Source organism: Streptomyces scopuliridis (assembly GCF_042790125.1).
Taxonomy (GTDB): domain Bacteria; phylum Actinomycetota; class Actinomycetes; order Streptomycetales; family Streptomycetaceae; genus Streptomyces; species Streptomyces scopuliridis_A.
In genome coordinates, this window is the sequence record NZ_JBHTZS010000027.1 from 39,890 (window position 1) to 62,943 (window position 23,054).

Genomic DNA, 23,054 nt, shown 5'->3' on the forward strand with positions numbered 1-23,054 from the left:
GGAAAATCCCTACGCCCGTACTCCTACAGGAGGTTCTTGCGCTCCACTCCGCCCTGGGCGACGAACACGATGGCGTCGGGGCGGCCGAGCGCGCCGATGTCCTGAAGCGGGTCGCCGTCCACAACCACGAAATCGGCCGTCTTGCCTGCCTCCAGGGAGCCGAGCCGGTCGTCGACGCCGAGCAGGCGGGCGGCGTTCAGTGTGCCCGCGGTGATGGAGGCAAGCGGGGACATGCCCAGACCGACGAGATGGCCGAGTTCGAGCAGATTGCGGGCGTGCGGGACGACGCCGGCGTCCGTACCCAGCGCGATGGGAACCCCTCTCGCGATGGCGTGTGCGATGTTCTCCTTGCTGATTCCCGCCCATCTGTTCTTCTTCTGGAAGTGGTACTCGGTCATCGTGGCCGGATCGAGCGGCGTGAATACGGTGGAGAGAGTCGGGACGAGGAAAGTGCCCTTCTCCAGGGCCAGATCACACAATTCGTCGGTCATTCCGTAACCGTGTTCCACGCTGGCGACCCCGGCGTGCAGGGCGTTGCGGATGCCGGCGGTACCCTGCGCGTGCACCGCCACGGGCTTTCCCCGGTGCCGGGCCGCCTCGTCGACGACGGCCCGCAGTTCCTCGACGGTCAGGCCCTCGTCGTCGGGGTCGTCGTGCGGGCTGCCCATGCCGCCGGTGGCGCAGACCTTGACCACGTCCGCACCCGCCCGCAGCATTCTGCGGGCCGCGATCCGGGCCTCGTCGGGGGTGTCGGCGATCTCGCCGAGGTGGGAGGCGGCATCGATGCCGCTGGGCAGGGAACAGTCGGCGTGACCGCCGGTGTGACTGATCACCTTGACTGCGACCTGCAGACGGGGCCCCTCGATCAGTCCGCCCTCGATCGCGCTCCGGTAGCCCGCGGGGATGCCGCCGAGGTCGCGCAGCGAAGTGACGCCGGCGTGCAAGGTGGCGCGCAGCCGGGCGGCGATCTCGAAGGTCTCCACCGTGGGGTCGGCGGTGAGTCCGGCGAACAGCGCCCGCCGGGGAGTCATGCACAGGTGCGCGTGGCAGTCGAAGAAGCCGGGCAGGAGAGTACGTCCGCCCAGGTCGACGGCTGTCGCCGACCCCGTGGCGGACGCGGGCGCATGAGAAGCTGACGCGAGCGGTGGGGCGGTGGCCGCCGGACCGGCGTAGGCGATCAACCCGTCGTCGACGTCGAGGACCGCGTCGAGCACAGGTGCTGCTCCAGTGCCGTCAATGAGTACGGTGTTGTGGTAGCGGGTGGTCATCCCATCTCCGTTCGGAACACGTGGGCGCGGAGGCGGCCTCGACGGGGGCGTGGCCGTCCGGCTGGTCGATCAGGGCGGTGGTGTCGGGCGGCTGAGCGGCAGTGAGAAGCCGAAGACGGCGCCGCGCGGCCCGTTCGGACGGACGCCGATCCGGCCGCTGTGGCGGGTGATGATGCGGTGGCTGAGGGCGAGGCCGATCCCGCTGCCGTTCTCCTTGGAGCTGAACACTCCGTCGAAGACGCGGTCGTCGGGGGCCGGCCGGTGCCCCTGGTCACGCACATCCAGTACGGCTGCCGGTCCTCTCCTGTCGAGCCGGGTGGTGATCTCGACCGCCCCCGCGCTGCGCGGCATGTGGGCCATCTCGTCGATCGCGTTGAAGGCGAGGTTCATGACGACCTGTCCGATCAGCACGTTCTCGCACCGCACCGGGAGCGGCTCAGGGGTGAGGTCGAAGGTGAGCGCGACGCCGTGTTCCTGGGCGCGCAGTTCGATGAAGTAGGCGCAGTCGCGGACGATGCCGTTGAGGTCGGTGAGCTGTTCCGACTGCTCCAGCCGACCCACGTAGTGGCGCAGGCTGCCCAGGATGCGACGGGCCCGCTCGATCTGCCGGACGGCGTTGTCCAGGCCCCAGGCCACCGATGCGTCCTCCGTGCCGAGCAGGCCGCGGGTGCCTTCGACAAAGTTGTAGGCGGCCGCGAGGGGCTGGCTGACCTCGTGGGCGATGGCCATCGCCATGTCACCCATCGCGTTGTACCGGGCGAGGTGGTCCAGGTGCTGGGTGTCGCGGCGGTGCCGTTCTTCGGCGTGGACGCGGTCGGTGACGTCGTGGAAGAGCAGCATGCGGCCGTGCAGGTCGCTCTCGATCTCGATGCGCTGGCAGGTGGTGGCGTACCAGTGGGGTTCGGCGCCCGGCGCGGCGAACCGGTAGCGGCCCTCTTGTACGGGCACCGGCTCGCCGCAGCAGTATGCGACGAAGTCCGCGCCGTCCAGCCCCTTGCCGAGGTGGCGCAGGGCGGACTCGCTGGCGAAGACGACACGGTCGGTGTCGTCGAGGACGACGATGCCCTCGGCGAGATTGGAGAGGAACGTGTGCAGCCGGTGTTCGGTGCGGAACAGATCGCGGCGGACCGCCTTCTCCTCGGCGATGTCCCGGAACTGGGCCATCACCGCCGTGCGTCCGGTGAGTTCGACGCGGACGGCGATCGCTTCGGTGAGGATCTCCTCGCCCGTTCTCGACCGGTAGCACCACTCGGTGGCGCTGGTGCCGTGCGCCACGGCGCGGCCGAGCCAGTGGTGACCGAGTTCGCGGGTGTACTGGCGGGCGTTTTTGCTCATGTCGGGTGCCTTGAGCGGCCGCAGCTCGTCGACGGACCAGCCGAGCAGGTCGCAGGCGGCCCGGTTGGCCCAGAGGATGTCGAAAGTGCGGGCGTCATGCACCAGGACGCAGTGCTTCAGGGCATCCATGAGCTCGCGGAAGTCCTCCGGCACCGGAGCGTGGTCCGTCACGCGCCCTCCAACCGCAGTACGTCGCGGACGAGGGCCGCCATGCTCTCGGCCCCCGTCTTCTCCCGGATGCGGGCCCGGTGCACGTCCACGGTCTTGGTACTGATTCCCAGGCGCCCGGCAATCTGCTTGTTGGCGACCCCCTCCACCGACAGGTCGAGCACTTCCCGTTCCCGGGCCGTCAGATCGCCGAGCCTGGCGCGCAGTTCGGTGTGGCGGGCATGAAGGGCGAAGCGATCGCACGCCGTGCGCCGTGCCGCCTGCACGACGTCGAGCAGGTGCTGCGGCTCGTACGGCTTTTCCAGGAAGTCGACGGCCCCGTTGCGCATCGCGCGCACCGACATGCGGATGTCCCCGTGGGCCGAGACGAACACGACGGACAGCGGCGCCCCGGCCTCGTTCAGCAGGTCCTGGACACCGAAGCCGCTCATCTCCGGCATGCGCACGTCGAGGACGACGCAGGCAGGCCGGGACCGGTCGTAGGTGCTCAGGAAGGCACGGGCGTCGTGGAAGCGCTGCGAGCGGATGCCGACCGATCCGAGGAGCCAGGCCAGGGATTCACTCAGCTCCTCGTCGTCGTCCACGATGTAGACGAGGCACATCTCAGTCGCCCCAGGCGGCCTGCGCGGTCCAGTACTCGCTGCCGTCGGCGCTGACGCCGTGCTGCCAGTCGGTGGTGCGTCGCAGGGTGGGCTCGACGCGGGCGGTGGCCGCGTCAGCGCCGCTGGGGCCGTCCTCGTCCACGGTCCAGTGGACCCAGTTCACCTCTCGGCCAGTGCTATCGCGGGTGAACAGGTCCACGTGGTGCCAGCCGTAGTCGTGCGTGTCGGCGTAACAGGTCAGCAGCATCGTACGGGCGTGTGTCCGCGTGGTCATGGTCCCTCCCTCAGGGGTGCGCTGAAGAGTCGTTCGGTGCGGAACGCGGACATACGGGGCCGGTCCGGGGCCAGCCGGAAGGACACGTCGAGCCGGGCCACCATGACCTCGGTCTGCCCGCTGTCGTAGCGCGAGAGCTGCTGCATCAGCCAGCTGCCGTGCGCTGACGAGCCGTCGGCGTCGGCATGGGCCGTGCCAGGGAAGAGGAGGTGGACGTTGGCCCTGAAGTGAGGGCTGGGCGGGAGATACCCGGCGAGCATCGTGACGATCGCCGCCCTGCCCTCGGTGCGGCCGAACTTCGCGGCGTAATCGCTGCCGCCGCCCTCCCAGACGGCATCCTCGGTGAACAGGTCCCCGAGGGCCGAGAGGTCCGTGGGCGGGCCGGCGGCTCCGGCGGGTACGTCGCACAGGGCGAGGTAGCGGGTGAGGGTCGCGACGACCTCCGCGGTCACGACGCGGCCAGCCGCAGTCGCTCGGCCCGCCGCTGCGCCTGCCGCTCGGGATCGGGCACGGGCGCCGCGAGCAGCAGCCGCTGGGTGTAGGGGTGCTCCGGGCGCTCGGTGACCTGTGTGGCGTCGCCCGTCTCCACGATGTCACCCCGGTACAGGACGGCCACTCGATGGCTGATGTGACGCACCACCGACAGGTCGTGGGTGACGAAGAGATACGCCACGCCCGTCGCCTCCTGGATCTCGATGAAGAGGTCGAGGACGCGGGCCTGGGTGGTGAGGTCCAGCGCGCTGACCGGTTCGTCGCAGACGATCAGCCGGGGATTGCGGCACAGGGCACGGGCGATGGCGATGCGCTGGCGCTGGCCGCCGGAGAACTCCCGGGGCAGCCGGTGGGCGGCGTCCTGGGGGAGGTACACGTGGTCGAGGAGTTTTTGCACCCGGCGTTCGGCGTCGGCGCGGGCGACGCCGGTCACCAGCAGCGGTTCGGTGAGGATGTCCATGACCGTCATCGCCGGGTTGAGAGAGGTGAAGGGGTCCTGAAAGACGACCTGGATGTCCTTGCTGAGAGCCCTGCGTTCCCGCTTGCCCAGCCCGGAGACCGGCCGTCCCGCGTAGCGGATCTCGCCGGAGGTCACGGGGGCGAGGCCGAGGACGGCCCGGCCCAGTGTGGTCTTGCCGGAGCCGGACTCGCCGACCAGGCCGAGGGTTTCGCCGGGGGCGATGGACAGGGAGACACCGTGCAGGACGCGGAACGGCTTCTGGCGCCGTCCCTTGCCCGGGTACTCCACGACGACGTCGTCGAGTTCGAGCAGGGGAGCGGGCATGACGTCACCTTCGGGAGGGGTCATGACGTCACCTCCTTGAGGGGTTGGTCGGGAAGACGCAGGGCACCGCGGGCGGGGCCGCCCTCGAGCGTGGAACCCAGCAGCATCCGGGTGTAGTCGTGGGCGGGTTCGTCGAAGATCCGGCGGACCGTAGCGGTCTCGACGATGCGGCCCCTCTGCATCACCGCGACCCGGTCGCATATGTCGGCCACCACACCGAAGTCGTGGGTGACGAGGATCATGCCCGCCTGCCGTTCCTCCCGGAGCGAGCGCATCAGATCAAGTACCTCGGCCTGCACGGTCACGTCGAGCGCGGTGGTGGGCTCGTCGGCGATCAGCAGCTGCGGGTCGCAGGAGACCGCGCCGGCGATCAGGACGCGCTGGGCCATGCCGCCGGACACCTGGTGCGGGTAGGACCGGAAGACTCGCTCCGGATCGGAGATACCCACCCGGGCGAGAAGTTCGATCGCCCTGGCGCGGGCCTGGGCCCGGGACAGTCCCAGATGCTTGCGCATGGGCTCCACCAACTGGAAGCCGATACGGAAGCAAGGATCGAGGTTGGACATAGGTTCTTGGGGGATGTAGCCGATGCCACGGCCGCGCAGCGCGTTGAGGTCGGCGAGGTCGAGCCCGAGCAGGTGCCGACCGTCGAAGACAAGCTGGTCGGCTGTTACCTCGGCCTCGTTCGGCAGCAGTCCGAGCACCGAGAACGCGGTCTGGCTCTTGCCGGAACCCGACTCGCCCACCAGGCCGAGAACCTCTCCCCGGGCAAGCGTGAGGTCGACGCCGTCGACGACTCTCTTCTCCCCGTAGGCGACCCGTAGGCCGGAGATCGTGAGCAGACGATCGTCGGGTACGTGGTCGGAGGCGACGGTGCTGTCGGACCTTACGGCCCTGCGGCGCCGCACCACGCGGGGCGGGGCCGTGCCCAACGCGTCGCGTACGGCGTTGCCGAGGAGGCTGGCGGCCAGGATGGTGAGGCCCATCACGACACCGGGCCACACCAGCAGCAGGGGGGCGTTGTAGATATTGGTGAAGGCGTCGTTCAGCATCGCGCCCCAGCTGGACTGGGAGGCCTTGCCGAGGCCGAGGAAGGCCAGGCCCGCCTGGATGCCGATCGCCACGGCGAACACCTGGGTCGCCTGGATCACGGACGGCGCGATCACCACGGGCAGGACATGCCGACGCATGATCCTCGGGTCACCGAGCCCGGAGACCCGGGCGGCATCGACATACAGCTCTTCGCGGACGGCGAGGGCCGAGGCCCGGATGAGGCGGAAGACCATCGGGGCCATGATGACGCCGAGGACGATCATGGCGACGTTGAGGTCCTGCGAGATCGCCGCCATCACGACGAGCATCACGATGATCGCGGGTACGGCCATGATGATGTTGACGGCCCAGTTGGCCGCCGCGTCGAACCAGCCCCGGTAGAACCCGGCGATCAGGCCGAGGGGCGCGCCGATCGCGAAGGCGACGAGCACAGCGAGCGCGCCGCCGGAAATGCTGGTGCGCCCGCCATACAGAAGACGAGCGAGGACATCCCGGCCGACGCCGTCGCCGCCGAGTGGGTGGGCCGTGGACAGTGGAGCGAGGGTGTCCGACAGGTTGCTGTGGTCGGGCGCGTAGTTGATGAGCAGGGGGGCAGCGAGGCTTGCGGCGATCACGACGCCGAGGACCACCAGACAGACGATGGCCACGGGATCGCGCAGCGTGCGGCGTAGCAGGCCGTCCCGCCGGGGCACCGCGGGGGACGGGACGGCGGACTCCGCTGAGGTCATGAGACACGCACCTTGGGGTTGAGCCAGCCGTACGCGATGTCGAGCAGCAGATTGACGGCGACGACGATGACGACGGTGACCACCACGGTGCCGAGGAGAACGGGTGCGTCCCCCCGGGTGGCGGCCGAGTTCGCGAGGGTGCCGATGCCGGGAAGGCCGAAGACCTTCTCCACGACGACGGCACCACCGATCAGCCCGATGAACTGGAGGGCGAGCACGGTCAAGGCGGGCGGTGCGGCGTTGCGCAGCGCGTGCCGCAGGACGACGCTGCGGGTGCTCAGGCCCCGGCTGCGCAGGGTCCGTACGAAGTCCGCGCGCAGGACGTCGACCATGGCGCCGCGCACTTGCATCGCGGTCGCCGCGGTGGCACCGACGGCGAGTGAGACGGCGGGCAGCGTGATGGAGCGCAACCAGTCCGTGCCCGAGGCACCAAGGGCGACGTAGCCGGTGGCGGGCAGCCAGCCCAGCCGGACCGCCAGGGTGACCGCGAGGATGAGGGCGATCAGGAAGCTGGGCACCGCGGTGCCCAGCACGGCGGCGAACTGCACGCACCGGTCCACCCAGCCGCCGCGCAGCGCCGCAGCCGTGCCGAGCGCGACGCTGAGGACCGCGGCGAGCAGCAGGCCGGCGAGCACGACGGACAGGGTGACGGGCAGCGTGTCCACCAGGGACTGGTTGACCGCGTCGCCGGTGAACCAGGAGCTTCCCAGGTTTCCCTGCAGGGCTTGTTCCGCCCAGTGCCCGTAGCGCTCCGCCAGGGACTGGTCGAGTCCGAGTTCATGGGTCTTGGCGGTCACCGCGGCCTGTGACGCGGTCTCGCCCAGGACGTTGCGGGCGACGTCGGTACCGGTGAGGTTGAGCAGCAGGAATGTCGCGGTGGCGACGACCACCACCAGGACGGCGCCGGCGGCTATGCGCCGGATCAAGAAGACGAGCACGGTCGGTTCCTCCTTCCGCGTCAGGGATGACGGACCGGGGCCCTACTGGGGGGCGGGCGCGAAGTTGTAGATCGGCGGGAACTGGTAGCCCGGCTGCGGTGTCACCTTCACGTCCTTGGCCGTGGCGTAGGCGTTGGCGACGACGTTCCAGGGGGCGTTGTACGCCTGCTTGACGATGTACGTGTTCAGCTGCTGGAACAGCTCGGTCTGCCGGTCACCGCTCGCGGTGCCGATTCGGGTGATCAGCTCGTCGACCTTCGGGTCGTCGTACTTGAGCGGGTTCCAGGTCGCGTTCTTCGGCAGTTGGAGCTGGATCTTGTCCCAGGCCGTGATGGCGCCCAGCTTGAAGTAGGACATGGCGTACTTGCCTGCGATCAGACTGCTGAAGAGCTGGTCGCTGGGCAGGTTATCGACGGTGACCTTGATGCCGATGTCCTTCAGGGACTGGTTCAGCGCGGCCTGCTCCTGCGGGAAGATCGACGACAGGTCGGGGATGGTGACGGAGAAGCCGTTCGGGTAGCCGGCCTCTGCCAGCAGCTGCTTCGCCTTGGCCGGGTCGTAGGGGTAGGCGTCGTCCAGCGCGGCGTCGTAGCCCTCCTCGCCCTTGGCGAAGAGCTGGGTGGTGGCGGTACCCAGGCCGGTCTTGGCGGACTTGATGATGGCCTTCCTGTCGAACGCGTAGTTGAGAGCCTGGCGGACCTTGAGGTTGCCCAGGGCGGGGACCTTCTGGCCGCCGCGGTCCCAGATGTAAAGGCCCTCGATGTCGCCGGGCTGGTAGGTGGCGACGTTCAGGCCCCGGCCCTTGACGGTCTTGACCCGGTTGAGGTTGAGGGTGGCGCCATCGATCTGGCCGGAGAGCAGCGCGTTGGTACGGGCCGTCGGGTCCTGGATGTACTTGATGACGATCGTGTCGTAAGGGAACGCCTTGCTGTTCCAGTAGTCGGCGTTCCGCGTGTAGGTGTAGGCCTGGCCGGCGGTGGTGGCGGACGTGTCCAGTGTGTACGGGCCGGAACCGACCGGGACCTTCGGGTTGTCGAGAGCCTTGGGGCTGGCGATCATGCCGGATACCTGCCCGAGCGCGGACAGGATCGCCGCAGTGGGGTGGCTGAGCTTGATGGCCACGGTGCCGGTGTCGACGGCCTCGACACCGGAGATGTCCTGGATCTCGTCGGCGGCGGTACCGGCGCCGCCCTTGGTGTGCAGCAGGCTCTTGGCCACCGCGTCCGCGTCGAGGGCGGTGCCGTCGGTGAATTTCACGCCCTTGCGCAGTTTCAGCGTGAGCGTGGTCCGTGCGGTGTCGTACGCCCACGACGTGGCCAGGTTGGGAGTCGGTTCTCCCTTGGTGTTCAGCCGGATCAGCGTGTCGTACACCGGCTGGTAGTACTGGGCCTCGGGGCCGATGCTGGCCTTGGCCAGGTCCCACGGCGTGGCGGCGACCGACTCGGCCAGGTTGAGGGTCTTGTCCTTGGCGGCGGTTCCGGTGCCGCCACCACAGGCCGTGACGGAGACCGTCAGAAGTCCGGCTCCCACGAACAACACTGTTTTGCGCATCTTGTCTCCATCTGTTTCACTTCTTCGGCTCCTGATCGTCCCCCCGTGGGTCCCGCTTCCGGCCGCGGGTGGCCGGCACCGCTCGTCTGCCCCGCGTCCCGGTCGAGGGCGCGGGCGCGGTTAACCGGCTCACGGCTGGGCGTGCCGGCCGGCCCATTCTCCGCACAGCCGCACGCTCTCCTCCGGGGTCGGCTGCGCCCCGCGGTCGACCTCGATGATGAGCCACCCCTCGAAGTCATCCGGCAGAGCGTTGACGAACCCGTCGATGTCCGCACTGCCGTGGCCGGGCTCTGACCACAGTCCCGCCAGGACCGTCTTGCGGTAGTCCCAGCCCGCAGCGCGGGCCTGGGCGGCGAGGGAAAGGTCCAGGTCCTTGATGTGGACGCTCGCCACCCGGTCCGCGTAGTCGCGCACCAGTCCCGTGGCATCCGCACCTGCCCAGGCCAGGTGGCCGAGATCGGGCCCGAAGGCGAGCACGGAGGCGTCCACGGTGTCGAGGACGAACCGGGTCTCCTCCTCGGTCTCCGCCCAGGTGCCGACGTGCGGGTGGAAGGCGGGGGTGACTCCTTCGGCACGGATGATCCCGGCGATCTCGGCGAGCAGGTCGCGCACCTTCTCCAGCCGGTCCTGGTCAGCGAGATGGCCGACGGCGGGACGGGCCACACGTTCGGCGTCCTTGGCCATACCCATGGCCAGGAAGACGGTGGGCACGCCGAGCGCGACGTGCTCGGCGGCGACCCGGGCGGCTGTGTCGCGGAAGGTCCGACGCTCGGGTTCGTCGTCGCTGAGCCGGACGGGGATATAGCCGGGGGCGGGGCTGATCCCGTACTCGGCGAGCCGCTCGGCATAAGCCCGGGGGGTCAGGTCGCCGGGGACGGTGCTGTGCAGGGCGGTGATCCCCGAGTCACGGATGACGGAGAGCTGGTCGTCCAGCGACGGGGCGAGTGCGGGGTTGATCCAGCCGTCGGCGCTCGCGACCCACTGCAATGGGTTGATGGCGAGTCGGTCCTGCCTGATCTTCACGGTGGTGAGGTCCTTTCGGTGGGCTGTGCTCGGTTCAGGAGGCGGTGCGCGGGGCGGGGCGCTCGCAGCTGCTCCCGATGGCGATGAATCGGTTCTCCCGCTGAGAGGCCTCAACGCTCTCCAGGACGTCCAGGGTGTGGAAGGCGAACCCGGCGCCCACCCTGAGCGGCTTGCCCCCTATCGCTCCGGCCAGGTCCTGGACTCCCAGGCCACGCCGGTGCTGCTCCGGGGTTCCGACGGCGCCGAAGGGCTTGATGACAGGTGCGAGCACCTGCCACTCCTCGTCCTGGTGGCGCTTGAGGCGTACGTCCCCGTCAAAGAAGTTGGGGTTGGGCAGGGCCAGGGTGCCCTCGGTGCCGTAGATCTCGATGCGCGGCAGCTCGGTGTCCCAGATGTCGAAGCTCATCAGGGCGGTGCCGATCGCGCCGGAGGCGAAGGTCAGCGTGGCGGAGGCGTGGGTGGGGACCTCGACGGCGACCTCCTCCACCACCCGCTCGGGGCTGGTGACCCTGCGGGTCGGCGCGCCGACCCGGGTGGCAGCGGAGATCTGTGCGACCGGGCCGAGGCAGTTGATGAGCGCGGCCAGGTAGTACGGGCCCATGTCCAGGACCGGGCCGCCGCCTGGTCCGTAAAAGGCCCGTGGGTCCGGGTGCCAGGTCTCGGCGCGGCTGGAGCGGACGAAAGCGGTGGCGCCGATGACCTCGCCGATCAGCTCCTGGTCGATCGCATGCCGAGCGGTCTGCACGGCGCTGCCGAGGAACGTGTCGGGGGCGGAGCCGAGCAGCGCGGTGCCACGTTCGGCGGCGTCGAGGACCTTGCGAGCCTCCTCGACGGTGGCGGCGAGCGGCTTCTCGACGTAGACGTGCTTGCCCGCGTCCAGTGCCGCGATCACCGTCGTGGCGTGGAACCGGGGCGGGGTGATGTTGACGACGATGTCGACGCCGTCGTCGGCGAGGAGGTCGTCGCCATCGCCCCACGCGGGGATGCCGTACTCCTGTGCCGCCTGCTTGGCGCGGCCGGGGTCGACGTCGGCCACCCGGACCACGTCGAGACAGGGGAGGGTTCTCATGCCTTCGACGTACCGGCCGAAGATGTTGCCGGCGCCGAGGATCCCGACGCGGTGCCGTGTTTCTCGCTGAACCATGACTCTCCTGAGGGGCGTTGTGCGGTGGTGGGGAGGCTTGTCGTCAGGCGGCGATCAGCGGCGAGAGGGTCCGGTGAGCGATCTCCAGACCGGTCTTGACCTTCTCCTCGGTGCCGCTCCACACGGGGTCCTCGTGCTCGACCGAGAGGGTGCCGGTGAAACCGTTCTCGTAGAGGGCGTCGACGACGGCGTTCCAGTCGACCTGGCCGCGGCCCGGCAAGCGGTAGCGCCACCAGCCGGTGTCCCAGGGGTCCTGGCGCCGGACCGCCTTCCCGAAGACGCCGTAGCGGTCGATGCGGCCGGGCTGGATCTGCACATCCTTGGCCTGAGCGTGCACGATGCGGTCGGCGTACGGTGCGATCGTGGTGACCGGATCGATGCCGATCCAGGTCAGGTGCGAGGGATCCCAGTTGAGATACAACCCCAGGGAGAACATCCACTCCCACAGCTCGGGCGAGTAGGCGAGGTTGCCGGGGTAGCCATCAGGGTGCCAGCCCTCCATGACACAGTTTTCGATGATGATCCGAACGTCCCTCTCGCCCGCGTACTCGACGAGTTCGGGAAGAATCTTCTCGGCCTCGGCGAGGTTCTCCGCCACTGGACGGGTCCAGTCACGGCCGACGAAGGTGCCGACGTACGGGATCCCCAGCAGCGCCGCCGCGTCCACGACCGCCTTCAGATGGCTGCGGATCTGCGCCCGCCGACCCGCGTCAGGGTGGAGGTTGTTCTCGTAGTAGGCGAGGGCGGAGACGGTGAGGCCGTGCCGTTCCAGCAGGGTCCGGGTCTCGTCGGCCACGGCCGCGTCGAAGCTGGTCACCGGGAGGTGCGCGGCCTCGAAGTCACGGCCGCCGGTGCGTGGCCAGGCCGCGACCTCGAGGGCTTCGTACCCGGCCCCGGCCGCCCATGCGGCGATCTCGGCGAGTGACAGCTGGGGCAGACAAGCGGTGAGCATGCCGAGTTTCATACGGCGGACTCCAAAGGCTTCGGGTGTCATGCGGCCACCTCTTGTGGCACGGGGGAGACGCTGGTCCAGGCGAGGGAGGCCGCTGACTCCAGCACCGCCTCGACGAGCCGGGCGGAGCGGATCCCGTCGGTTCCGGTGGGCAAGCCGTCGGGGGCCGCGCCACGGATGGTCGCATAGGTGTCGGCGACGAACGAGGTGAAGCAGTCGGTGTAGCCCTGGGGGTGTCCGGCGGGAAGGCGGGAGAGGCGGCGCTGCTCGGCGGATCCGTGGCCCGGGTCGCGGAACAGCAGGCGTGCGCCGTCTTGTGCGCCGAGCCATACCGTTTCGGGGTTCTCCTGGTCGAAGACGGCGGAGGCTGACGCTCCGTCGAGTTCGAACCAGAGCCGGTTCTTGCGGCCGGCCGATACTTGGGAGACCGTCAGGCTGCCGAGCACTCCCTCGTCGGTGCGCAGTAGCAGGGTCGCCACGTCCTCGGTGCGTACCGTGACCCGGGGACCGTCCCCCGCGGCACCGAAAGCGGTCCCGGTGCCGGCCGGGCGGGTGGCCACGGTGGTGCCGAGCCGGGCGGTCAGCTCCGTGAAGCGGACCCCGGCGACCCATTCCACGAGGTCGCACCAGTGGGAGCCGATGTCGGCGAAGGCCCGCGAGCGTCCGCCGGTGCCCGGCTCGACGCGCCAGGACATGGCGTTCTCCGACAGCATCCAGTCCTGCAGGTAGCTGCCGTGCAGCAACTGCCAGGCCCCGAACTCGCCACGCAGCCGCCGTTCACGGATCTCCCGGACGAGGGGGTGGTAGCGGTAGACGAAGGGGACGGCGAGGATCAGTCCGGCCTCCTCGGCCAGCCTGGTCAGGCGTTGTGCGTCCACGGCCGAGGTGGCGAGGGGTTTCTCGCACACGACATGCTTGCCGGCGGCGAGAGCCGCCTCGGCCTGGCGGACATGCAGGGCGTTCGGGGTGCAGACGTGGACGACCCGCACCGTGTCGTCGTCCAGCGCGGAGGTGAGGTCCGGGTAGCCGCGGGGGACGCCCCAGGACTTGGCGACCTCGGCACTTCGCGCCGGCGTCGAGGCCATCACTCCGGCCACCTCGCCTCCGGCGGCGCGGATGGCGGTCGCGTGCACGGCGCCGATCATGCCCGTCCCCACCACCACGGCCCGCATCACGTCTCTCACCGCACACCTCCGTTGTCCGAAACCCGACATGAACGCCGCGTTGCGCCACACCTTCGTTTAGTTCGTCCATCGCACACAAGAGGCGTAGTTAATTTTTTTTAAGGCCTAAAGGGCGGCATAATGTAAGCCGGTTTATCGCATTTGATCTAGCTCCTAGCGGGAATCACCTGGAGTAGCCATGTGTTGCTTGACGTTATAAATCGGAGGCATTAAGTTCACGAAAATGCTTAAAGATGACGTCACCAGTGCTGATTCGATAAGGCCCGAGGCTGTGCCCCTGGCTCTGCGCCGGGTTCTCGGACTGGTGGTCTCCGGGGAAGCGACCAACCGTGCGGAGATCGCCCGCCGGAGCGGTCTGGCGCGATCGACGGTGGGGCAGCAGGTCGACCACCTGCTGGACACAGGCATCCTGGAAGAGAGTGAGTCGAAGAGATCGGTGCGGGGGCGCCCTCCACGGGTGCTCACGATCAGCCCCCAGGCGGGAACGGTGGTCGTCGCCGACATCGACACCAACGCCTCACAGATCGCGATCGCCGACCTCACCCGCCGGATCCTCGGCACAGCAACGCTGCCTGTACGGATCGAGGCGGGACCGCGTGCGGTACTGGACACGGTGGCCGAGGGCCTGCGCGCGCTCCTGGAACACCACGGGTGCGATCCCGTCCGCGTGCGCCAGGTCGTGGTGGGTCTGCCCGGACCGGTCGACTTCGAGCATGGCTGCGCTGTCCAGCCCACCGGCATGCCGGGCTGGGACGGTTACCCGGTGGCGGAGCACCTGAGGCGGCTTTTCGAGACCTCTGTCATCGTCGACAACGACGTCAACTTGATGGCCTTGGGCGAGGCTGCCCAGCAACGGCTGGACTCCCCGCTGCTGTGTGTCAAGATCTCCAGCGGTATTGGCGCGGGACTCGTCACAGCCGACGGAGGCCTCTATCGTGGCGCGGACGGTGCCGCCGGCGACATCGGGCACATCAGAGCCGTCGGCGGGGGCAACACGTTGTGCGTCTGCGGCAACGTGGGCTGCGTCGGTGCCCTGGCCTCGCACCGCGCGGTACTGCGCGGTCTGGGCATCCCCGAATCAACCGATGAGGACCCGACGTTCGGCGCCAGGGAGCTGGCCCGGCGGATTGCCGAGGGCGAGCCGACCGCGTTGCATGCGGTCCGCCAGGCCGCCACCGAGATCGGCGAGGTGGTCGCGATGCTGATCCATATGTTCAACCCTCGCACCGTGGTGCTGGCCGGACCTCTGAGCGAACTGCGCGACGATCTCGTGTCCGCCGTACGTGCCGCGGTGTACCAGCGGGCGCTTCCTCTGGCCACGCGCAAACTGACCATCACCGCGACCCGGCCTCAAGCCAACTCCGCTCTGCATGGCGGCATTGCGCTTGGCGCCCAGGGCGTCTTCAGTCCTGCTGGCATCGGCCGACTGCTCGCAGTCGGCGCGACATGATCTGGATTTCTGTCGCCGACTCCACGTCGTGATGCCGTGTCCCCCGTTGGCAGACGTGGTCGAACTGCGGCGGATGGTGTCAGGTCGGCGACAGTGGCCACTCGATCTCGAACCACCGCACACGAACGACGCCGGCTCACCCACGTCGGAGATCGCACCGCTGTTCATGCGCATGTGATGCGGCTGTGGGTGGTGAGGCCTGTGAGGACAAGCGTGAGCCAGCGGGTGCGGGCGGCGGAGGGCTGGTCGGTGGGGGCGGTGGAGATGAGGAGGTAGATGTCGTCGACGGTGACATCGGAGTGGATGTCACCGTCTCTCTGGCCGACGCGGATGAGGTCGGCGAGGGCAGTGCCGGCGCGGGCCTCCGCGTCAGTGTCGGCAGGGTGGGCACCGAGGGTACGGGCCGCGGCTTTGACCGCGTGGTTGGTGGCGGTGGCCTCGACAACGCGGGTGAGGAAGCCGGTGATCTCGTCGAGGGCACGGGAGCCTTCTGCAGCGCGTTGGCGGGCGGCTTCGACATCGTCGGCGACGTGGTTGGTGTATTCGCCGATGACGGCGGCGACTAGGTCGGTTTTGGTGGGGAAGTGCCGGTAGAGAGTGCCCACGGCCACGCCGGCGGCGGCAGCAATCTCGTCTGTGCTGACGTCGGGTCCGTGCAGCGTGATCTGTTCGCGGGCGGCATTGAGGATCTTCTTGCGGTTGCGGACCGCGTCGGCTCGCAGGGCTCGGGCCTGGGGCACAGGAGGACTCGCTCTCCGGGTGTCGAAACTTGCAATAACATGAACCATGGCTCATTATAAAAGTGAGCCAACATTCATTTTACCTTTTGGGAACTATCATGACCACCACCAAGACCGCTCTCGTCACCGGCGCCTCCTCCGGCATTGGTGAAGCCGCCGCCCTGAAGCTGCACGCGGCGGGCTACACCGTCTACGCCGCCGCCCGTCGTACCGACCGCCTGCGTACGCTGGCCGACCGCGGCATCCGTCCCCTGGGCATGGATGTCACCGACGACGATTCCATGCGCGCGGGCGTCGACCGAATTATTGCCGACACCGGCCGCATCGACGTCCTGGTAAACAACGCTGGCTACGGCTCCTACGGCGCAGTCGAGGACGTCCCCCTCAGCGAGGCCCGCTACCAGTTCGAGGTCAACGTCTTCGGTGCCATGCGTCTGGCCCAGCTCGCCCTGCCTCACATGCGCGCCCAGCACTCCGGCGCCATCATCAACGTCACCTCCATGGGCGGGAAGATCCACACTCCCCTCGGCGGCTGGTACCACGGCACCAAGTTCGCCCTCGAAGCCCTCAGCGACTGCCTGCGCATGGAGGCCAAGCCCTTCGGTATCGACGTCGTCGTCATCGAACCCGGTGGCATCAAGACCGAATGGGGCGCCATCGCCGCCGACGCCCTGCGCAAGGCCTCCAGCGACGGTGCCTACGTCAAACAGGCCGATGCGGTCGCCGATTCCCTTACCTCCGAAGCCAACGCCAAGCGTCTGTCCTCCCCCCAGGTCATCGCGGATGCCATCGTCAAAGCCACAACCGTTCGCCGTCCCAAGACCCGTTACGCCACTGGCTTCGGTGCACGCCCGATGATGACCCTCCGTCGCATCCTTCCTGACCGCGCCTTCGACGCCTTCATCTCACGCGCCACCGGTCTCCCGCGCAACTGAGCCCGGTTGGCCTTCCTGGCTCGGTGGTCCCGATGTACCCGCTTCCCACGCCCAAACGGCGCCATCGCTGAACTTGTCGCCGAGCACGGTGCCTGGCCCATGGCGCCCCTTGCGGAGTGGCGACGGCACCACGCGGCGGGCGAGGCCGGCCTCGTGCCCGCGACACCATCATCGGCCGCCATGGCTGACATGTGCCGCACGGAGCGGACGACGGGGCGCGTCGCCTCAAGCACCTCCGGTGCGGCGTACGCCTTCGCGCCCGAGAACCTTGAAACGGAGATCTCCATGAGCAAGGTCTGGTTCGTCACCGGCTCGTCCCGTGGCCTCGGTACGGCAACGCCGTCCTGCCGCTGCCCCTTGACGTGACCGACAGAGGGGCTGTCACCAGCGCCGTCACAGTCGCGTACAAGCACTTCGGCCGTATCGACGTGGTCGTCAACAACGCTGATTACGGCCTGTTCGGCGTGATCGAAGAACTCACCGAACAGTAGTTGCGCGCCCAGAGCGAGTCCCTCGCCCAAGAGGTCCAGGGGGCGGGCATCAAGGTCACTGTGGTGGAGCCGGGAAGCTTCGACACCGACTGGGCGGGCAACTCCGCCGTACAGGCCGCGCCCAACCCGGCCTACAGGCAACTCCACGAGGAGATAAGGGCACGCGTAAGGCCAGGCGGCCCGCCGATCCTGCCGCTGCCGGCCGGGCTCTCCTGCAGATCGTCGAAGCGGACCGGCCACCGCTGCGGGTCCTTTTCGGCAGCCAGCCCGTCGACTACGTCAAGAACCTGTACGCCGACCGTCTGCAAACCTGGGCCGACTGGGAACACGTCGCCCGTGCGGCGCAGGGCTGACCGATGCCAATGCTTCACGGCTTAGACCGTGTCCTATGTGGAGATGGCTCGTTGGGCTGTGTATGGGGCGGGGTACGTGGAGTTGGATTGTTCCGGACGGCTTGTGGGAGATCGCTGAGCCGTTGATTCCTGCGTCGAAAGTCCGGTCGCAGGGTGGCGGGACACAGGACACGCCTGATGAGACGTTGTTCGCCGCGATCATTTATGTGCTGGTGAGTGGTTGTGCCTGGCGGGCGTTGCCGCCGTGCTTCGGGATATCGAAGTCGACGGCCCATCGGCGGTTCGTGATCTGGTCCAGGGCCGGGGTGTGGGGACGGCTGCACGAGGCCGTCATCGACCGTGTCGATGAGTGCGGGCTGATCGACCTGTCGCGTGTGGTCCTCGACTCCGCGCATGTCCGGGCCAAAAAGGGGGCGAACTCACAGGTCCGAGCCCCGTGGACCGGGGGAAACCGGGTTCGAAGATGCACGTCCTGTCGGATGCGAACGGACTGCCCCTGGTCGTCGGCGTCTCCGCGGCCAACACCCACGACAGCCTCGGGCTGAAGCCCATGGTCGCCGGCCTCCAATCGAGACACGACCCTCAAAACGGCTGGAACTACAAGCCCCGCAAACTCCACGCCGACAAGGCATACGACGTTCCTGACCTGCGTAAATGGCTCCGCGGCACACGTATCGGAGTTCGCATCGCCCGAAAAGGAATCGAGTCCAGCGAGCGATTAGGGCGCCACAGGTGGGTGATCGAGCGCACGATGTCCTGGCTGACCGGCTACCGCCGCCTCAACCACCGCTACGAGCGCCAACCCCGCAACTACCTGGCCTTCCTCGGCCTCGCCGCCACACTCTGCTGCTACAAACGACTTGTCCGCCTCACCACATAGGACACCGTCTTAGAGGTTGTCTCACGTGGCAAGTTCCGCGAGTTTCTTGAGTAGCTCAGGGCGGTGGCCATGGCCAGGCTTCGGCTCTGCCGGTCGTTGCGGTGGTCGACGTACGGGATCTTGAGGCCACGAGTAGCCCATGGCAGGCTCATGCCGCATGATCGATGAATTCGCGAAGAACAGCCTGCACGGGAGACTGCGGCGGGACCGCAAGGCGCTGCTCTGGAAACTCGACGGCCTGTCCGAGTACGACGCCCGTCGACCTTTGACAGTGACCGGGACCAACCTCCTCGGCCTGGTCAAACACGTGGCCAGCGTCGAGGCCAGGTACTTCGGCGAGGTCTTCGACCGGCCGTCCCCGCAACCGCTGCCTCGGTGGCAGGACCACGACGGCAGCGATCTGTGGGCGGCTGAGGACGAGGCGCGCGACCAGATCATCGAGTCCTACCGGCGCACGTGGGAACACTCAGACGCGGCGATCGACGAGCTTGCCCTCGATGCCCCCGGCCACGTGCCGTGGTGGCCGGAGCCTTATCGCAACACGAACCTGTTCGCCATCCTGGTCCACGTCCTCGGCGAGACCAACCGGCATGCCGGGCACGCCGACATCCTGCGCGAAGGCGTCGACGGCCGAACCGGGATGCGCCCCGAACACGAGATGCAGATCGATGAGGACGCCCGCACCGCCTACTGCGCGAAGATCGAGCAGGCCGCCAGATCGGCCGCATCAGGCAAGGCGTAGAAGGCTGTCCCACGCATCTTGATGTTCGAGCGGCATGATGCCGGCCGTGAGTGCTGATCTGCCGAAGCGTCCGGTTCCTGATGCACTCTGGGAGCTGGTCGCCCCGTTACTGCCGTCGTTCGCGGCTCGACCGCAAGGTGGCGGGACCGCTCCGCGTGACGAGCGGGCCGTGTTCACCGCAGTGGTGTACGTGCTGACCAGCGGCTGTGCGTGGCGGCAGCTGCCGCCGACGTTCGGCACGTCCTCCGCCACCGCGCATCGCCGCTTCACGGTATGGACCGAGGCCGGCCTGTGGCGTCGGCTGCACCGGGCGGTGCTGGACGAACTCGGGGTCCGGGGCGAGGTGGATTGGACCTCGGCGATCGTCGACGCGGCCTCCGTTCGCGCCAAAGGGGGGATCGCTGACGGGGCCGAATCTGGGCGACCCCGTGATCGTCACCGGCTTCAAGGCCACCGCGCCCGTAAGCTCACCGCCAGTCAGAAGGGCGCCAACCGGGTACTCGCCGCCGGACGCGCCCCGGTCGAACGAACAGGGTGGTCAGACCGTTGCGGACGTAGTCATGAGTGCGGCGCTCGGGCATGCCCGGCATCATCGGCAGCACGGGCTGGGAGCGGTCCAGAGCCTGGATCTGGGACTTCTCGTCCACCGACAGCACCACCGCGCCTTCGGGCGGATTGAAATACAGCCCCACCACGTCGTAGACCTTCTCCACGAACAACGGATCCGTCGACAGCGTGAAGGTGTCGGTCAGATGCGGCTTCAGTTGGAACTTCCGCCAGATCCTGCCCACAGTCGACTTCGACAGACCACTGCGCTCGGCCATCGACGCACGCGACCAGTGAGTGGCGTTCTTCGGGATCTCCTCCAGCGTGCTGACCACGACCGCCTCGACCAGATCAACACTGATGGTGGGCGGCCGGCCCGGTCGGGGCTCGTCCACCAGCCCGTCCAGCCGGCCGGCCAGAAACCGGCGACGCCACTTGCGGACCGTGTCCGCCGCGATCCGCAACTCCCGCGCCACCACAACAATCGGTGGAACATGAGCACCGGCACATGCCAGCACGATGCGCGCCATCGTTTGCCGGCACAGGGCCTATTTCTGGCGATGCCCGCGGGGGCTTGCAACAGCGTTCGTTCAGTCCTCGGGCCTGGGGGCGAGGGCGATGAGGGCGGTGGCAATCTGGTCGAGGCGGGCAGGGGCGAGGGCGTAGAGAACGTAGTAGCCCTCGCGCTGGGTGGTGGTGAGTCCTGCCTGGGTGAGCTGATGGAGGTGGCGGGAGGTGACGGAGGGGGACAGGCCGAGGAGAGAGGCGAGTTCTTGCGTGGTGCGGCTCTGGGCGGCGAGGTGGGTGACGATCCGCAGGCGTGGGGCGGCGGCCAGAGCCCGGAGCGCGGTGAGGGTGTCTTCCTGACTGGCGGGGCGGGCGGTCGAGGCGGGCGCGAGGGGCAGAGCGGGGTAGGTGATCCGCAGGGGCCAGGGGGCGTCGCAGGTGACGCGGACGTGGGGCCAGACGTAGTGGCTGGCGGTGAACGTCACGGGGTGTTCGCGTGTGACGGAGATGTCGTGGTCGTGCGGACGGTCGAGGCGCAGGGTCCGGCGGCCGGGGTCCACGCGGATCTGGGGAGCGAGGGTGCGGAGCATCGGGAACAGGCCGTGGTGGGCGATCCGGGCGCCTGAGCGGGTGATCGACTCGTACAAGGAGGGCTCGATGCGCTCCCACTCCTGGGCGAAGGCGGCGTCCCAGTAGTCCTCCAGCACGGTGAGCGCGTCGTCGAGGACGGGGAGGGGGTCGGTGAGGATGCCCTCCAGGCGTGCCGCCCGGCTTGGGTCGCTGTTGCGGTACTCGGTGAGTACCGCGTCGCGGGTGGCGCGGTCGTCGACGAGGTCGTCGCCGGTGTGGCGGGTGGTGTCGACGAGCGTTCGGGCGAGTTCGGCGGCCAGCAGAGCGGGCGGCAGGCCCCGTACGGCCGCGAGCTGGTCCGCGAAGTCGGCGTCGTGATCACCGGTGCGGCTCTCGAAGAAGGCGGGGATGTAATCGGCCACGACGAAGTCGTGCCCGCGCATACGCCGGCGCAGGGCGGCGGGCAGGCGGCGGCACCGCCTGACCCAGGGGACGTGCAGGGCGTGGTGGCCGGGGTCGGTGAGGACGTGCCAGGAGTGGACGGCTTCGAGCAGGGGGGAGACGGAGAAGGCGATGTCCTCCTCGGCCGTCTCGGCGAAGCGCAGGGTGATCACGATTGCAGGATTTCACAATCAGTTGATCGGAACCGGTCGTCCCGGTCAGGCTCAGGAGCGGATCGCGCGCCGTCCGGCCGCAGGTCGACTCCCCTCCGTTTCGAGCAAAGGCTGCAGGTGACTCCATGAGTACGCCCGAAGCGCCCTGGCAGGCCGTACTGGACTCTGACGGCTGCCCGTACACCGTCCACCAGCATGCCGCCGCGCACAGTGTCGCCGAGCGCCAAGCCCTGCCTTTCCCCTGGTCGCAGGCGGTGAAGACGCTCGCCTTCGCTACGTCGGACTTCCCGCTGTTGCTCGTGGTGCTGCGGGCGGAGGATCGGGTGGACTTCGCCCGTCTGGCGGCTCTTTCGGGCACTAGTCGTTCCCGGCTGCGCGCGGCGGACGCCGGCCTGCTCGCTGCGGAGGGCCTGGTGCCCGGTGGCGTGCCTCCGGTCAGCCACCGACCCGGGGTGCCGTGCCTGATCGATGCCGCGGTCGCCAACCCAGGCCGGCCCGTCTACTGCGGTGCCGGATCGGCCGACCGCACCCTCCAGATCAACTCCGCCGACCTGGCCCGCCTCCCCCGCGCCCAGGTGGGCGCCCTCTCTCGGTAGCCGTCCCACCTGCGCGCCGGGCCCTCCCCTCGTCACTGCTCACACCACCGCACCGCCCTTCGCCGGTTGCGCGGCACAGATTAGGAAGTCCCAGCTCATGGTGAAGACGGAAAGCCTTCTCGCGTTCGCCGCGATGTCCCTCGTCGTGATCGCGATCCCCGGCCCGAGCGTCCTGTTCGTCGTCGGCCGCGCCCTCGCGCACGGCCGCCGCACCGCGCTCGCCACCGTCCTGGGCAACCTCCTGGGCTGCTACGCCCTCGTCCTCGCCGTCGCACTCGGCGTCGGCGCCCTGGTCCAGAGCTCGACCACCGTGTTCACCGCCGTGAAGCTGGCCGGCGCCGTGTACCTCGTCTACCTCGGCGTCCAGGCGTACCGCCACCGTGGCCGGCTGCGCGCCGATCTGACGACAGGGGAGGGCGAACGACGCGGTGATCTGCGCACCGTCCTGGACGGCCTGCTGGTGGGCGCCACGAACCCCAAGAGCCTGGTCTTCTTCGCCGCGGTCCTGCCACAGTTCGTGAACCACGACGCGGGGAACATCCCGTTGCAGATGACGGCCCTTGGCCTGATCCCGGCCGGGATCGGCCTGGTCTGCGACACCGTCTGGGGCCTGGGTGCCTCGGCGGCCCGAACCTGGTTCGCCGGCTCCGACCGGCGCCTGTCGATGATCGGCGGCGCGAGCGGCATCGCACTGATCGGCCTCGGGCTCGCCGTCGCCACCACCCGCCACTGACCCCGCTGCAACGTCCACCCCGCGCGTCCGGCGGTGCGAGCGCCCCGGCTCCGCCCGCAGCCGCCTGCCTGTCAGTCTCCAGTGCCGTCGTCTTCGTCCAGTTCCGGCGCGTCCGGGTCGCGCAGCGGGCGCAGGGCGCCGGCGGCCGGGGTCGAAGCGGTGAAGCTGTAGCGGCCGAGGAGGTTCAGGTTGCGGTGCTTGAGCGGGGACAGGCGGGCGATGTCCTCGTCCCCGCGCGTCGTGGCCCTCGGCGCGGAGCTGGGCGACGGCGGCGTCGATGTACTTCGTGGTCCAGAGCACGATGGCGTTGAGGACCAGGCCGAGCGGCGCCGAGCTGGTCTTATCCGAACTTGGCCAGCACGGCCGCATGGATGTAGGAGCCGACGTTTCGCTCACTCCAA

At 68.8% G+C, this 23,054-nt stretch carries 23 protein-coding genes and 3 pseudogenes; 9 read left to right on the plus strand and 17 right to left on the minus strand.

Going from position 1 to position 23,054, the window contains the following annotated elements; translation table 11 throughout:
* Positions 1 to 23: 23 nt before the first annotated feature.
* The 13 genes from ACFRKB_RS30460 to ACFRKB_RS30520 form a co-directional block, all read right to left on the minus strand.
* Positions 24 to 1,268: a metal-dependent hydrolase family protein gene (locus ACFRKB_RS30460; protein WP_383109830.1), complete on the minus strand. Its 1,245-nt coding sequence runs from the start codon at positions 1,266 to 1,268 to the stop codon at positions 24 to 26.
* Between the two features lie 69 nt (positions 1,269 to 1,337).
* Positions 1,338 to 2,774 carry an ATP-binding protein gene (locus tag ACFRKB_RS30465; RefSeq protein ID WP_383109831.1) on the minus strand — a complete coding sequence of 479 codons (1,437 nt, stop codon included), beginning with the start codon at positions 2,772 to 2,774 and terminating at the stop codon, positions 1,338 to 1,340.
* Positions 2,771 to 3,355, minus strand: a complete 585-nt coding sequence (locus ACFRKB_RS30470) for a response regulator transcription factor (protein WP_383109832.1) — start codon at positions 3,353 to 3,355, stop codon at positions 2,771 to 2,773. The genes ACFRKB_RS30465 and ACFRKB_RS30470 overlap by 4 nt, the downstream gene beginning before the upstream one ends.
* Positions 3,356 to 3,374: 19 nt before the next feature.
* Positions 3,375 to 3,647, minus strand: a complete 273-nt coding sequence (locus ACFRKB_RS30475; protein ID WP_383109833.1) for a hypothetical protein — start codon at positions 3,645 to 3,647, stop codon at positions 3,375 to 3,377.
* On the minus strand, positions 3,644 to 4,099 hold the full coding sequence (locus tag ACFRKB_RS30480) for a nuclear transport factor 2 family protein (protein WP_383109834.1): 456 nt from the start codon (positions 4,097 to 4,099) through the stop codon (positions 3,644 to 3,646). Before ACFRKB_RS30480 ends, ACFRKB_RS30475 begins: the two co-directional genes overlap by 4 nt.
* Positions 4,096 to 4,947, minus strand: coding sequence for an ATP-binding cassette domain-containing protein (locus ACFRKB_RS30485; protein WP_383109835.1), 852 nt, complete (start codon positions 4,945 to 4,947; stop codon positions 4,096 to 4,098). Before ACFRKB_RS30485 ends, ACFRKB_RS30480 begins: the two co-directional genes overlap by 4 nt.
* Complete coding sequence (locus ACFRKB_RS30490) at positions 4,944 to 6,704, minus strand: dipeptide/oligopeptide/nickel ABC transporter permease/ATP-binding protein (protein WP_383109836.1); 1,761 nt, start codon at positions 6,702 to 6,704, stop codon at positions 4,944 to 4,946. Before ACFRKB_RS30490 ends, ACFRKB_RS30485 begins: the two co-directional genes overlap by 4 nt.
* Positions 6,701 to 7,642, minus strand: coding sequence for an ABC transporter permease (locus ACFRKB_RS30495; protein WP_383109837.1), 942 nt, complete (start codon positions 7,640 to 7,642; stop codon positions 6,701 to 6,703). The genes ACFRKB_RS30490 and ACFRKB_RS30495 overlap by 4 nt, the downstream gene beginning before the upstream one ends.
* Positions 7,643 to 7,684: 42 nt before the next feature.
* Entirely contained in the window at positions 7,685 to 9,193 is a 1,509-nt protein-coding gene (locus ACFRKB_RS30500; protein WP_383109838.1) for an ABC transporter substrate-binding protein, read from the minus strand.
* A gap of 129 nt (positions 9,194 to 9,322) precedes the next feature.
* Positions 9,323 to 10,216, minus strand: coding sequence for a sugar phosphate isomerase/epimerase family protein (locus tag ACFRKB_RS30505; RefSeq protein ID WP_383109839.1), 894 nt, complete (start codon positions 10,214 to 10,216; stop codon positions 9,323 to 9,325).
* Positions 10,217 to 10,250: 34 nt separating this feature from the next.
* A complete protein-coding gene (locus ACFRKB_RS30510; protein ID WP_383109840.1) occupies positions 10,251 to 11,360 on the minus strand; it encodes a Gfo/Idh/MocA family protein in 1,110 nt (369 codons plus the stop codon).
* Between the two features lie 43 nt (positions 11,361 to 11,403).
* The gene (locus tag ACFRKB_RS30515) at positions 11,404 to 12,354 is read right to left on the minus strand and encodes a sugar phosphate isomerase/epimerase family protein (RefSeq protein WP_383109841.1); all 951 of its coding nucleotides are present in this window, start codon (positions 12,352 to 12,354) and stop codon (positions 11,404 to 11,406) included.
* Entirely contained in the window at positions 12,351 to 13,496 is a 1,146-nt protein-coding gene (locus ACFRKB_RS30520; protein WP_383109842.1) for a Gfo/Idh/MocA family protein, read from the minus strand. Before ACFRKB_RS30520 ends, ACFRKB_RS30515 begins: the two co-directional genes overlap by 4 nt.
* 304 nt (positions 13,497 to 13,800) lie before the next feature.
* Between ACFRKB_RS30520 and ACFRKB_RS30525 the strand changes: the two genes are divergently transcribed.
* The gene (locus ACFRKB_RS30525) at positions 13,801 to 14,946 is read left to right on the plus strand and encodes an ROK family transcriptional regulator (protein WP_383109843.1); all 1,146 of its coding nucleotides are present in this window, start codon (positions 13,801 to 13,803) and stop codon (positions 14,944 to 14,946) included.
* Between the two features lie 164 nt (positions 14,947 to 15,110).
* On the opposite strand, the gene ACFRKB_RS30530 is transcribed toward ACFRKB_RS30525, so the two are convergent.
* Positions 15,111 to 15,686: a TetR/AcrR family transcriptional regulator gene (locus ACFRKB_RS30530; protein ID WP_383109844.1), complete on the minus strand. Its 576-nt coding sequence runs from the start codon at positions 15,684 to 15,686 to the stop codon at positions 15,111 to 15,113.
* A gap of 98 nt (positions 15,687 to 15,784) precedes the next feature.
* Here ACFRKB_RS30530 and ACFRKB_RS30535 point away from each other — a divergent pair, with 98 nt between their 5' ends.
* From ACFRKB_RS30535 to ACFRKB_RS30560, 6 genes and pseudogenes are all read left to right on the plus strand, one after another.
* Entirely contained in the window at positions 15,785 to 16,621 is an 837-nt protein-coding gene (locus ACFRKB_RS30535; protein WP_383109845.1) for an oxidoreductase, read from the plus strand.
* Between the two features lie 99 nt (positions 16,622 to 16,720).
* The gene (locus tag ACFRKB_RS30540; protein ID WP_383109846.1) at positions 16,721 to 16,987 is read left to right on the plus strand and encodes a hypothetical protein; all 267 of its coding nucleotides are present in this window, start codon (positions 16,721 to 16,723) and stop codon (positions 16,985 to 16,987) included.
* Entirely contained in the window at positions 16,984 to 17,112 is a 129-nt protein-coding gene (locus tag ACFRKB_RS30545; protein WP_383109847.1) for a hypothetical protein, read from the plus strand. The genes ACFRKB_RS30540 and ACFRKB_RS30545 overlap by 4 nt, the downstream gene beginning before the upstream one ends.
* Before the next feature lie 415 nt (positions 17,113 to 17,527).
* Positions 17,528 to 18,345, plus strand: a protein-coding gene (locus tag ACFRKB_RS30550; protein ID WP_383109848.1) for an IS5 family transposase whose coding sequence is annotated in 2 segments (ribosomal slippage) — positions 17,528 to 17,870 and positions 17,870 to 18,345 — 819 coding nt in all. Because the reading frame shifts where the segments join, the coding sequence is not laid out codon by codon here.
* 157 nt (positions 18,346 to 18,502) lie between these two features.
* Complete coding sequence (locus ACFRKB_RS30555) at positions 18,503 to 19,087, plus strand: DinB family protein (RefSeq protein WP_383109849.1); 585 nt, start codon at positions 18,503 to 18,505, stop codon at positions 19,085 to 19,087.
* A gap of 37 nt (positions 19,088 to 19,124) precedes the next feature.
* Positions 19,125 to 19,382, plus strand: a pseudogene (locus ACFRKB_RS30560) (transposase); the annotation flags it as partial.
* A 232-nt stretch (positions 19,383 to 19,614) separates the two neighbouring features.
* On the opposite strand, the pseudogene ACFRKB_RS30565 reads toward ACFRKB_RS30560, so the two are convergent.
* Both ACFRKB_RS30565 and ACFRKB_RS30570 read right to left on the minus strand, forming a co-directional pair.
* Positions 19,615 to 20,160: pseudogene (locus tag ACFRKB_RS30565) on the minus strand (IS630 family transposase); the annotation flags it as partial.
* Between the two features lie 63 nt (positions 20,161 to 20,223).
* A complete protein-coding gene (locus ACFRKB_RS30570) occupies positions 20,224 to 21,324 on the minus strand; it encodes an ArsR/SmtB family transcription factor (protein ID WP_383109850.1) in 1,101 nt (366 codons plus the stop codon).
* A gap of 125 nt (positions 21,325 to 21,449) precedes the next feature.
* Here ACFRKB_RS30570 and ACFRKB_RS30575 point away from each other — a divergent pair, with 125 nt between their 5' ends.
* Together ACFRKB_RS30575 and ACFRKB_RS30580 are read left to right on the plus strand one after the other, a co-directional pair.
* Positions 21,450 to 21,920, plus strand: coding sequence for an aminoacyl-tRNA deacylase (locus ACFRKB_RS30575; RefSeq protein ID WP_352088426.1), 471 nt, complete (start codon positions 21,450 to 21,452; stop codon positions 21,918 to 21,920).
* Between the two features lie 97 nt (positions 21,921 to 22,017).
* Positions 22,018 to 22,653, plus strand: coding sequence for a LysE family translocator (locus ACFRKB_RS30580; RefSeq protein ID WP_383109851.1), 636 nt, complete (start codon positions 22,018 to 22,020; stop codon positions 22,651 to 22,653).
* Positions 22,654 to 22,724: 71 nt separating this feature from the next.
* On the opposite strand, the pseudogene ACFRKB_RS30585 reads toward ACFRKB_RS30580, so the two are convergent.
* A pseudogene (locus tag ACFRKB_RS30585) lies at positions 22,725 to 22,993 on the minus strand (Tn3 family transposase); the annotation flags it as partial.
* Positions 22,994 to 23,054 lie beyond the last annotated feature (61 nt).